Annotated in this window: 11 protein-coding genes and 1 pseudogene; 5 read left to right on the top strand and 7 right to left on the bottom strand. The window is 64.2% G+C overall.

Going from position 1 to position 11500, the window contains the following annotated elements:
* From VNZ93_RS20615 to VNZ93_RS20595, 5 genes and pseudogenes are all read left to right on the top strand, one after another.
* Positions 1–216 (top strand): annotated as a pseudogene (locus tag VNZ93_RS20615) (nitrate ABC transporter ATP-binding protein); the annotation flags it as partial.
* Complete coding sequence (locus tag VNZ93_RS20610) at positions 213–980, top strand: ABC transporter permease (RefSeq protein WP_325709631.1); 768 nt, start codon at positions 213–215, stop codon at positions 978–980. The pseudogene VNZ93_RS20615 and the gene VNZ93_RS20610, both read left to right, overlap by 4 nt.
* The gene (locus tag VNZ93_RS20605; protein WP_325709629.1) at positions 959–1756 is read left to right on the top strand and encodes an ABC transporter permease; all 798 of its coding nucleotides are present in this window, start codon (positions 959–961) and stop codon (positions 1754–1756) included. The genes VNZ93_RS20610 and VNZ93_RS20605 overlap by 22 nt, the downstream gene beginning before the upstream one ends.
* A gap of 196 nt (positions 1757–1952) precedes the next feature.
* Positions 1953–2180, top strand: a complete 228-nt coding sequence (locus VNZ93_RS20600) for a hypothetical protein (RefSeq protein WP_325709626.1) — start codon at positions 1953–1955, stop codon at positions 2178–2180.
* Between the two features lie 86 nt (positions 2181–2266).
* Positions 2267–3766 carry an aldehyde dehydrogenase family protein gene (locus VNZ93_RS20595; protein ID WP_325709623.1) on the top strand — a complete coding sequence of 500 codons (1500 nt, stop codon included), beginning with the start codon at positions 2267–2269 and terminating at the stop codon, positions 3764–3766.
* A gap of 3 nt (positions 3767–3769) precedes the next feature.
* On the opposite strand, the gene VNZ93_RS20590 is transcribed toward VNZ93_RS20595, so the two are convergent.
* The 7 genes from VNZ93_RS20590 to VNZ93_RS20560 all read right to left on the bottom strand — a co-directional run bounded on the left by VNZ93_RS20590 (position 3770) and on the right by VNZ93_RS20560 (position 11381).
* Positions 3770–4756 (bottom strand): ABC transporter substrate-binding protein, encoded by a 987-nt coding sequence (locus VNZ93_RS20590; RefSeq protein ID WP_325709620.1) that lies wholly within the window; start codon positions 4754–4756, stop codon positions 3770–3772.
* 35 nt (positions 4757–4791) lie between these two features.
* Positions 4792–6600, bottom strand: a complete 1809-nt coding sequence (recJ, locus tag VNZ93_RS20585; RefSeq protein WP_325709617.1) for a single-stranded-DNA-specific exonuclease RecJ — start codon at positions 6598–6600, stop codon at positions 4792–4794.
* 48 nt (positions 6601–6648) lie between these two features.
* The gene (locus VNZ93_RS20580) at positions 6649–7101 is read right to left on the bottom strand and encodes a GNAT family N-acetyltransferase (RefSeq protein WP_325709614.1); all 453 of its coding nucleotides are present in this window, start codon (positions 7099–7101) and stop codon (positions 6649–6651) included.
* A gap of 47 nt (positions 7102–7148) precedes the next feature.
* Positions 7149–8144, bottom strand: coding sequence for a class II fructose-bisphosphatase (glpX, locus tag VNZ93_RS20575; RefSeq protein ID WP_325709611.1), 996 nt, complete (start codon positions 8142–8144; stop codon positions 7149–7151).
* Between the two features lie 52 nt (positions 8145–8196).
* Positions 8197–9513 (bottom strand): homoserine dehydrogenase, encoded by a 1317-nt coding sequence (locus VNZ93_RS20570; RefSeq protein ID WP_325709608.1) that lies wholly within the window; start codon positions 9511–9513, stop codon positions 8197–8199.
* A gap of 30 nt (positions 9514–9543) precedes the next feature.
* Positions 9544–10761 (bottom strand): LL-diaminopimelate aminotransferase, encoded by a 1218-nt coding sequence (locus VNZ93_RS20565; protein ID WP_325709605.1) that lies wholly within the window; start codon positions 10759–10761, stop codon positions 9544–9546.
* Positions 10762–10865: 104 nt separating this feature from the next.
* On the bottom strand, positions 10866–11381 hold the full coding sequence (locus VNZ93_RS20560; RefSeq protein WP_325709603.1) for a hypothetical protein: 516 nt from the start codon (positions 11379–11381) through the stop codon (positions 10866–10868).
* Positions 11382–11500: the final 119 nt, after the last annotated feature.

Raw genomic sequence — 11500 nt, 5'->3', positions numbered from 1 at the left:
CTTTCCGACCGGATCATGGTGATGACCTACCGCCCCGGAAAGATCAAACGCATCGTCGATATCGACCTGCCGCGCCCCCGCACCTCCGACATCGTCGGCAGCGATGCCTTCGGCCACTACGTCGCGCAGATCTGGAGCGACCTTCGCGAAGAGGCGAGCCGCGGTCTGGCAGAATCTGAAGCGCAGGCCCGCCTTGCGCCGGGACGGCGCACGTGAACGCCGCCCTGTCCCGCTCGCGAGTTGCGCCTGTCCTGCTCGGACTGGGGACTCTCGCTGCGTTCATTGCGCTGATGCAGGTGCTCGTCGTCACCGGCGTGCTGAACAAGTTCATCGTGCCGCCACCGTCAGACGTAGCGCTTGCATTCGAACGCGTGATTGTCGAGGAGCAGATCGTCGAACGCTTCATGCTGACGATGAGGGAATGCATCTCCGCGGCAGCCCTCCTTGCGATATTCGGCATCTCCATCGGTACGCTGCTGCACAAGTTCAACATCCTGCGACAGGCGACCGAAACCTGGGTCGCGGCAGCCGCGGCGGCGCCGACCGTCCTGATGTATCCGCTGTTCATGGTGATCTTTGGCCGCTCCGCGACCACCATCATCATGATGGGTTTCGTTGCGGGTCTTCCGGCCGTCATCCTCAAGACCATCGAGGGCCTGTCCGGCACCAGGCACGTGCTGATGAATGTCGGCCGGAGCTTCAAGCTCTCGCCTTGGCAGATCTTCTGGAAGATCCAGCTTCCGTCCGCGCTCCCGACGATCTTCACCGGTTTCAAGCTCGGGCTGATCTTCGCGCTCATCAATGTCGTCGGCGTGGAATTCCTGATCAATTTCGGCGGCCTCGGCCAGCTCATCAACGACCTGGCCGAACGTTACGACCTCGCCGGCACCTATGCCGCGATCTGCTTCGTGATCCTGGTGAGCGTGTGCTTCTTCGTTGTCGTGGAATGGATTGAGCGATGGCTGACGCGGGCCGCCTGACACGAACCGCCTCGATGCGCGCACCGGTCATCGGTCCGGTGACGCTGGTTCGCATCGCCATCATCGCGGCGGTGCTCCTTGGCTGGGAGGCACTTGCGCAATCGGGCCTCCTTTATCGCGACGTCGTCCCCTCGCTGTTCGCCATCGGCAAGGCCATCGTCGGCCTTCTCACCGATCCGCAATATTACTGGCACCTCGGCGTCACGGCTTACGAAGTCGCCGCGGCGCTCGCGATCGGGGGCATCAGCGCCATCGTGGTCGGGCTCGTTATCGGCGGCAACAAGTTCCTGAGCCGCGCGTACGAGCCCTATCTCTATTATCTCGGGCCGACGCCAAAGATCATCTTCTTCCCGATCATGATCATGTGGTTCGGCGTTGGCCCCCCATCGAAGATCGCCCTCGGCACGCTGTCCTGCTTCTTCCCGATCGCGCTGTCGGTCGCGGCCGGCATGCGGCAGATCGAGCCGGTACTGATCCGTGTCGGCCAGAGTTTCCGCGCCAATGCCTGGCAGATGGCGACCAAGGTCTATCTGCCGGCGATGCGCCATCCGATCATCAACGGCATCCGGCTCGGCCTCGGCGTCGCACTGATCGGCACGCTGCTGGCGGAAACCAAGCTGTCGAACCGCGGCATCGGCTTCCTGATCATCCAGGCGTACAGCCTGTTCGACATGCCGCGCATGTACGCGATGCTGATCGTGCTGTTCGTCCTCGCGATCGCAGCCAACGCGCTGGTCGGACGCCTCGGCGGGCTCGACCAGATCAAGCGGTTCTAAGAAACGACGGAGGACATGATGACACCAACCACCGCGCTGCTTGTCGCGGCCGCGATCGGCGCAGTCACGCTCTCCCAGTCGCCGCTGGCTCTTGCCAGGATAAGCTGAAGCTCGCTATCGGGCAGCGCGGCAACTGGGACACCGCGACTCGCACGTCGGCGAAAAGGCCGGCAAGCCTACCGCCAAACCATCGACTATGTATCCCAGCGATCCGGCGATCAAGGACTACGCGGAATTCGCGAAGATTGACGAAGGGATGGCAAAGCGGGTACGCGACCAGTTCTTCCCGCGTGCAATTATCGAGCCCGACCAGATCAAGGGTCTCGACACGCTACTCCCGGAAGCTGTCACGCTGAAATTCATCGACAAGGAGTTGTCGAAGGAGCAGCAGGCCGAACTGTTCCAGGTGCCGCTGAAGAAATGACACGTGGTTTCCTGTCGCAGATCGCGCGCCCCGAGTGCGTCAGCCTGACTCGTGATGGCTTTCTCCACGTCGTTCGGAGTTGACCCATGAACACCGCCGTCCCGCCCCAGCCCGCCATCCCGACAAAAGTCACCCTGCCCGAGCACCGCGATGCCTATTACGGCGGGAAATGGCATGCGCCGAAAGACGGCCGATATGTCGACACCATCAGCCCGGGCACGGGTGAATCGCTCGGCAAGGTCGCCGATTGCGGAACCGCCGACATGGACGCAGCGATCGCGGCCGCCAAGGCAGCCTTCAACGAATGGCGGCGCGTTCCGCCGCTCGAGCGCGCACGCATCCTGAAGCGGGTCGCGCAGATCCTGCGTGAGAACGCCGGAGAACTCGCGATGATCGATGCCGCCGATTGCGGCAACCCGGTCAAGGAAATGCTGGCGGACGCGACCATCGCCGCCGCGCAGATGGAGTTCTTCGCCGGTCTCGTCACCGAGGTGAAAGGCGCTTCGATCCCGATGGGACCGGACGTCGTGAACTTCTCCGTGCGTGAGCCGCGCGGCGTCGTCGGGCGCATCATCCCCTTCAACCACCCCTTCATGTTCTGCGCCGGAAAGTCGGCAGCAGCTTTGGCGACCGGCAACACCATCGTTGTGAAGCCGCCGGAACAGGCGCCGCTCTCTTCGCTGCGTCTCGCCGAATTGTGTGACGGCCTGTTCCCGCCCGGCGTGTTCAACGTCGTCCCCGGCGGCCGGGACGCGGGCGCCCGGCTGTCCTCACATCCGGATATTGCGATGGTGGCACTTGTCGGCAGCGTGCCGACCGGTCGCGCCGTGATGAAGGCGGCGGCGGAAACGGTGAAGCCCGTGCTGCTCGAACTCGGCGGCAAGAACGCGCTGATTGCCTATCCCGATGCCGATCCCGACGAGGTTGCCGGCGGCGTCATCGGCGGCATGAACTTCACCTGGTGCGGCCAGTCCTGCGGATCCACCAGCCGCGCGTTCGTCCATGAGAAGATCTACGACGCCGTTCTCGCCAAGGTCAAAGAGAAGGCCGCGTATTACAAGCCCGGCATTCCGACCGATCCGGCGACGACCATGGGCGCCATCGTGTCCAAAGTGCAGTACGAGCGCGTCTTGTCCTACATCGAGTCAGCCAAGGCCGATGGTGCGCGGCTGCTCTATGGTGGCAATCGCCCGTCCGATCCGAAACTCGCCAAGGGTTTCTTCGTCGAGCCAAGCATCTATGCCGACGTCACGCCCGACATGAAGATCGCACGCGAAGAAATCTTCGGCCCGGTGCTGTCGATCTTCAAATGGTCGGACGAGAAGACGATGCTGCAACAGGTGAATGCCGTCGAATACGGCCTCACCTGCTCGATCTGGACGAACGACCTCTCGACCGCCCATCGCACCGCGATGGAAGTCGAGGCCGGCTTCATCTGGGTCAATGAGGTTTCCAAGCATTTCCTCGGCGCGCCGTTCGGCGGCTTCAAGCAGAGCGGCATCGGCCGCGAGGAATGCTTCGAGGAAATGCTCGCCTTCACGCAGGAGAAGAATATCCACGTGAAGCTGAAGCCTGCGAAGGCCTGACGGCTAGATCTTCACGCTCTCCAGTGTCGCCGGATGGAACAGATCCTCCGGCGTCACGAGCTTCGACGAGAGCCCCTGCGCGTGGTGGTGACGGAAGAACGTCTCCAGCACGTGCCGGTTTGCCGGCACGCCATAGGACCAATAATCATCGCCCATCAGCGCGCGCGCTTCCAGGATGCGCTCCTCGATGAAGGGCAGCGTCGCCTTCACCGCGGACACGTCGGCGAGGCGCTCCATCGCGATCGCCTTCGACTGCTCGAACGCCTTCAGCACCGCTGCCGGCAGCCAGGGATGCTTCTCCGCAAGCGTCTTGCGCACCCCGACGATATGCATGATCGGGAAGATCTTGGTGCGCCTGTAGTAGTCCTTCGCCGCGGCTTCAGGATCCGGAAACAACCAGCCGACATTGGGCGTATCCGCCGGCAACGCCGGTGCGCGCGGCGCCATGAACGCGTCGATCTCGCCGGACGCAAGCATGCCCGAAATCGTCTTGCCTTCGGGCGCGTTCTCAAGCCGCACATTGCTCGGCAGGTTGAGCTTGATCTTCTCGGGCCGCCCCGGATGCGCGATCCCGCCGCGGACCCAGGTGACGTCCGACGGCTTCACACCGAATTCGTCCTCGAGCAGCGCCCTCGCCCACACCACCGCCGTGAGCTGATATTCCGGCAGGCCGATACGCTTGCCCTTCAGGTCCTCCGGCTTCTTGATCCGGTCCGTGCGCACATAGATCGACGTGTGGCGGAAACAGCGGGACAGGAATGCCGGCACACCGACATAGGGAAAATTGCCGTCTGCGGTCTTCACCGTTGAGCTGGATAGCGACAATTCGCAGATGTCGAAATCGGTCGTCTTGAAGGCACGGAAGAAAATCTCCTCTGGCGACAGCGTCATGAAGACGGGATCGACACCATCCATCTGCACGGCGCCGTCAATCAGCGGGCGGTTGCGGTCGTAATCACCGATGGCGATGGAGAGATTGAGCTTGGACATTCCCGGCTGCTTTCCTGTGACAGTGCTGCGCTGTCTTAGCCAATGCGGTCCGTGCGCGCCACATCGAGCAGCCGCAGCTGCACGCGTTCCGCCCCCTGCCAGCGGTCGACCGAGAGCTGTCCCGCCACATGCATGGACTGCCCGCGGCCTTCGATCAGTGCGCGGCCAAGATCGCTGTTCGCGGAACGAAATGCGATGGCGTTGAGAAACGCACCGTCCACGCTGCGCAGGCGCGCGCGGATGTGCTGGTCGCCGACAATATCGGCGAAGGCGATGATGTGCGCCGGTAAGGCGAAAACCGGATCGGGATTGCCGGCGCCGAAGGGCCCTGCCCGCAACATCGACGCGCAGAATTCGAGGCTCACGGTGGCGGCGCTGAGCGCGCCGTCGATCAGAAGCGCCTCGTCGCGTCTCGCCGCCTCGACAGCATCGCCGAGTTCGGCTTCCAGATAGGCTCGGAATTCCGCCAGCCGCTCGCGGCGGATGGTGATGCCGGCCGCCATCGCGTGCCCGCCGCCTTTCAGAAGGAGACCGTCCGCCACCGCCTTCCGAACGGCGCGACCGAGATCGACGCCCTGGATCGAACGACCCGATCCGGTGCCGATGCCGCCAACGCCGAGCGCGATCGCAAATGCGGGGCGGGCGAATTTTTCCTTCAGCCGTGCGGCAACAAGTCCGACAATTCCCGGATGCCAGCCCTCGGACGCGGTCACGACGACGGCGCCCTTCTCTTCCAGCCCCAGTGCGGCAAGGGCCTCGGCCTCCGCCTCGGCCAGCATCTGCTGCTCCATCGCCTGCCGCTCGCGATTGAGCCGGTCGAGTTCGGCAGCGATCCGTCCCGCCTCGGTGGGATCTTCCTCAAGCAGCAGATTGGCACCGAGATCGGCGCGTCCGATGCGCCCGCCTGCGTTGATGCGCGGCCCGAGGACGAAGCCGAGATGATACGGCTCGGGCGGTCCGTCGAGCCGCGCCGCATCCATCAGCGCGGTAAGCCCGACATTCTCGCGGCGCCGCATCGAGATCAGGCCCTTCGACACGAAGGCGCGGTTCAGCCCCCTCAGCGGCACGACATCCGCGATGGTGCCCAGCGCAACGAGATCGAGCGCGCCGAGCAGATCAGGCTCGGAGCGCGTGCCGTCGAAAAAGCCGCGCCGCCGCAATTCGCGATTGGTCGCGACCAGCGTCATGAACACGAGACCGACGGCGGCCAGATGATTCAATCCGGACAGATCGTCGAGACGGTTCGGGTTCACGATCGCAACCGCCGGCGGCAACAGTGGATCGCATTGGTGATGATCGATGACGACCGTGTCGAGCTTGAGCCTCGCCGCTTCGGTCAAAGGCTCGATCGATGTCGTGCCGCAGTCCACCGTCACCAGCAGGGTCGCGCCGCGCTCGGCGAGCCCGCGGATCGCATCGACGTTGGGACCGTATCCTTCGAACAGCCGGTCCGGAATGTGGATGACGGGGTTCAGTCCAAAATGGCGAAGATAACGGGCGAGCAGCGCCGACGATGTGGCCCCGTCCACGTCATAGTCGCCGAAGATCGCAACATTCTCCGAGCGCACGATGGCGTCGGCAATGCGCGCTGCCGCATCGCGCATCCCGGTCAGCGTGTCGGGATCTGGCATCAGCCGTTTCACGGCGGGATCGAGATAGCCGTCCGCATCTGCGGCCTCGATGCCGCGGCCGGCCAGAATGCGCGCCAGCATGTCCGGCACGCCGTGGCGCTGGGCAATCGCAAGGGCGAGCGCGGTGCCGCGCGCGTCCAGCCGGTCGCGCCAGGCGCGGCCGCGCACGGATTTCTCTACCCCCAGAAAGAAGCGCTGAGGCGCTTCCGACATTGGGGCCAGCGCTGGCAAAGCGGCAGACATTAGAACCGAATCGGCTTGTCAGAAGAGCTTGCGATACTGAATGAAGCCGGACCGATCTGCCAGTTTGTCATAGAGCGCGCGGGCCGTGTGGTTGTCTTCCTGGGTCAGCCAATGAACCCGGCTCGCCCCATGGGCCCGCGCCGCCTGTTCTACGGCCTCAATCAGTGCGCGGCCGGCGCCGAGGCCCCGCGCTTCCTTCACCACGAACAGGTCCTGGAGGTAACAATAGTCGCCGATGGTCCAGCACGACCTGTGGAAAAGATAGTGGACGATCCCGATAAGCCGGCCGCCGGAATAGGCCCCGAGCACGAACATCGGCTCGGCCGGATCGTGCAGCCGCTGCCACAGCACGTCGGTCGTCTCGGGCGGCACCCGTGACTCGTAGAAGGTGAGATAGCCCTGCCAGAGCGGCTCCCAGGCGGAACGCTCATCCGGCCCCGGCGGCCGGATGAGGAGGTCAGATCCGATCATGGACGCACACGCCGCCGTCGGAATCTGCGTGCGTCATGGTCGCAATCTCAGTCGAGGTGGAACTTGTCGAGCTGACGATGTTCGGCGCGGATGTAGCGCACCGTGCCGGTGACGGAGCGCATCACGACAGTCTCGGTCTCGATGATGTTCTTGCCGAACTTGACGCCGGTGAGCATCGGGCCGGTGGTGACGCCGGTGGCGGCGAATAGGCAGTCGCCCTTCACCATGTCTTCGATCTCGTATTTCTTCTTCGGATCCTTGATGCCCATCTTCAGCGTGCGCTCGCGCAACGCCTCCGAGTCAATGACGAGGCGGCACTGCATCTGGCCACCGATGCAGCGGAGCGCCGCCGCCGCCAGCACGCCTTCCGGCGCGCCGCCGATGCCGAGATAGATGTCGATCCCGGTCTTCGGCTCGGCGCAGTGAATGACGCCGGCAACGTCGCCGTCGGAAATCAGGCTGACCGCCGCGCCGGTCTTGCGCACGGAGGCGATGATGTCGGCATGCCGAGGCCGGTCAAGCAGGATCGCCGTGATCTCGGACGGCTTCACGCCTTTGGCCTTCGCGAGGTTGAGGATGTTCTCTTCCGGTGGTGCGTCAAGATCGATGGTGCCCTTCGGATAGCCTGGTCCGATCGCAATCTTGTCCATGTAGCAGTCGGGCGCATGAAGCAGCGTGCCGGCATCGGCCATCGCCAGCGTTGCGATCGCGCCTGGCATGTTCTTCGCGCACAAGGTCGTGCCTTCGAGCGGATCGACCGCGATATCGACCTTGAACCCGCTCTTGTTGCCAACCTGCTCGCCGATGAACAGCATCGGCGCCTCGTCCATTTCGCCCTCGCCAATCACCACCGTGCCGTCGATCGGCAGCCTGTTGAGCTCGCGCCGCATCGCATCAACCGCGGCCTGGTCGGAGGCCTTGTCCTTGCCATGTCCCCGCAGCCGCGCCGCCGACACCGCTGCGCGCTCGGTGACGCGCACTATTTCGAGCGACAGAACACGCTCGAGTACCAGATTGGGTGCTACGGTAATCGTCGACGTCATTTCGTCCCCTTCCCCGCCAGAGGCGGCCAGTTCGCGGCCGCCCGGCAAGCTTCTATCGGTTTTTCTCGATACGGATCAATTGCGGCTCGCCGGAAATCACTTGGTCGGCTTTCACCGCCGCGAGAGCCCGCCGCACCGCGTCTTCCGTGGTCGCATAGGTGATCAGGATGACCGGAACCGGGCCGCTCGCGGTCCTGGCGTCCTTGCCGCCCTGCGGCCCGAGATGCCGCTGCACGATCGATTCCAGCGAAATTTCCTGTTCCGCGAGGCGCGTGGCGATGGTCGCCGCGGTTCCCGGCTTATCCACGGCGAGGAGCCGGATGTAATAGCCACCCTCGTGCATCTGCATGGGCGCCTTGCCCGCGATCGTGAGGCTTTCGACCGCGCGCCCGAATGGCGCAACGCGCGCCCCGCGGGCAATGTCCCCGATATCGGCGACCACCGCCGAGGCCGTCGCGAGGCCGCCCGCGCCAGGACCGACCAGCGTGATCGGCGCGATGCCCTCGGCGTCCACCGTCACCGCATTGGTCACGCCCATCACCTGCGCGATCGCCGAATCCTTCGGCACCATGGTCGGATGCACGCGCTGCTCGATTCCGCCTTCGGTCTTCACCGCAACGCCGAGTAGCTTGATGCGGTAGCCGAGTTCGTCGGCGGCCATGAGATCGGCCGGCGCGATCGAAGAGATGCCCTCGACATAGATCGCGTCCGCATCGACCCTGGTACCGAACGCGATCGACGCCAGGATCGCGAGCTTCTGCGCCGTGTCGTAACCCTCGACGTCGAAGGTCGGATCGGCCTCGGCGTAACCGAGCCGTTGTGCGTCCTTGAGACACTCGGCGAAGGACAGCTTGTCCTGCTCCATCCGGGTCAGGATGTAATTGCAGGTCCCGTTCAGGATGCCGTAGATGCGCGCGAACGAGTTGCCTGCAAATCCCTCGCGCAGCGTCTTGATGATCGGGATCGCGCCGGCGACAGCGGCTTCGAAATTCAGCGCGACGCCGTTCTTCTCGGCGAGTTCGGCGAGCGCGAGACCGTGTTTCGCAAGCAGCGCCTTGTTGGCGGTGACAACCGACTTCTTCGCCTTCAGGGCGGCTTCAATCGCCGCCTTCGCCGGATCGCCGTCGCCGCCCATCAGTTCGACGAACACATCAATCGCCGGGTCGGACGCAAGCGCCACCGGATCGTCGATCCAGCGCACGCCGGACAGATCGACACCGCGATCCTTGCCCTTCTTGCGGGCGGTGACGGCAGCAACTTCGACCGGCCGACCGCACCGCGCGGCCAGCTGTCCTTCGGCAATGAGCCGTACGACCGAAGAGCCGACAGTGCCTAAGCCGGCAAGACCCACCTTGAGGGGCGCGACCATATCCAGATCCGAAACTTTGAGGCGGAGCGACTAGCGCCGGTTGGCGAGCGGAACGACGTTATGAAGCTTGTCGATTCCGGTTTCGAGGAAGCGGCGGATGTTGCGCGCAGCCTGCCGGATACGCTGCTCGTTTTCGACGAGTGCAATCCGGACATGATCGTCGCCGTGCTCGCCGAATCCGATGCCCGGCGCGACCGCAACATCGGCTTTCTCGACCAGCAGCTTCGCGAACTCGATCGATCCCATCTCGCGGAACGGCTCGGGCAATTTCGCCCACGCGAACATCGAGGCCGACGGCGACGGAATGTGCCAGCCAGCGCGTCCGAAGCTTTCGACCATCGCGTCGCGCCGCTTGCGATAGATATCGCGCATCTCGCGGATGCAATCGTCCGGTCCATTGAGTGCGGCGGTGGCCGCGACCTGCACCGGCGTGAATGCGCCGTAATCGAGATAGGATTTCACGCGGCCGAGCGCCGCGATGACCCGCTCGTTGCCGACTGCAAAGCCCATGCGCCAGCCCGGCATCGAGAATGTCTTGGACATCGAAGTGAACTCGACGGTGACATCCATCGCACCCGGCACCTGCAGCACGGACGGTGGCGGGTTGTCGTCGAAATAGACTTCGGCATAGGCGAGGTCCGACAGAATCAGAATCTCGTGCTTCTTCGCGAACGCCACGAGGTCGCGATAGAAATCCAGACTTGCGACGCAGGCCGTCGGATTGGCCGGATAGCAGGCGATGACCGCGATCGGCTTCGGAATCGAATGAACCAGCGCCCGCTCCAGTGCCAGGAAGAAGTCCGGATTGGGCTCGGCCGGTACCGAGCGGATGACGCCGCCCGCCATCAGGAATCCAAAGGCATGGATCGGGTAGCTCGGATTGGGAACCAGCACGACGTCGCCCGGCGCAGTGATCGCCTGCGCGACATTGGCGAAGCCCTCTTTAGAGCCGAGCGTCGCGACGACCTGCGTATCGGGGTTGAGCTTCACTCCGAAGCGGCGCGCATAATAGGCCGCCTGGGCGCGGCGCAGGCCTGCGATACCCTTCGAGGCCGAATAGCGATCGGTGCGCGGCTTGCCGAGCGTCTCTTTCATCTTCTCGATGACATGCGCGGGCGCCGGCAGGTCCGGATTGCCCATGCCGAGATCGATGATGTCGGCGCCGGCGTTGCGGGCGGCGGCCTTGGCGCGGTTCACCTGCTCGAAAACGTAGGGCGGCAGACGTCGAACGCGATAAAATTCTTCCATGGAGGCGTGTCCTTGGCGCCAAGGCTTTGTCGGAGCCCGAAGGCTCCCCCGAGCCGGAGTCGGGGAATTGTTGATTCAAATGGCCGGCGAATGGGATGCTTTTATCACGGGCGCGGGCTTCCGCCAGTGGTCTGGGACGGCATTGGCCAGGGAGGCGTCCCGGGGGCGGCCTGACCAGGCACTCTACTGCCGGCGGATGACTTGTCCTGGCTCTTGGTCTGGTCCTTGGCCCGCGCCCTGGTTTGGCCGTTGGCCTCGCTCTTCGGCTTGCTTTTTGGCTTGGCCTTCGCCTGCGCTTCCGTTGCACCCGCGGCCCTCAGCGCCTCCTTCTGCTGACGCGCCTGACGCTCCCGCGCTGCAACAAGGTCCGCCTCAAGCCGCTTCTGCTGATCGGGATCAAGAGGCGCTGCACGCGGCGGTGGCATTGCGTGTACCGCGGGAAAATCCGCGGCCTGCGCCGGCCGCGCCGGAGCACCTGCGGGCAACCCGCCGATTTCGTGCGGAATCTTGTCGATGTCCGTCGTGGAACATCCGGACAGCAGTACCGCGGCCAATGCCACGACGCACACGCCGGCGGCGCGGACCGGCACGGGACATGCATTCATGCGGCGATTGGGCATCAGTCCTGCGGTTCTTAAGGGAATTGGCGCGAGTATCGGTCTAATATGACCAAAGCAAGGATGAAAGAATGGGCGATTAACGTCCATAGTCGTCAAGGGATTCGTCCGATGGCGATCAC

The organism is Pseudorhodoplanes sp. (assembly GCF_035565795.1).
In the GTDB taxonomy this organism is placed as follows: domain Bacteria; phylum Pseudomonadota; class Alphaproteobacteria; order Rhizobiales; family Xanthobacteraceae; genus Pseudorhodoplanes.
The sequence above is the reverse complement of the archived record's forward strand: the minus strand, read 5'-3'. Positions and strand labels throughout refer to the sequence as shown.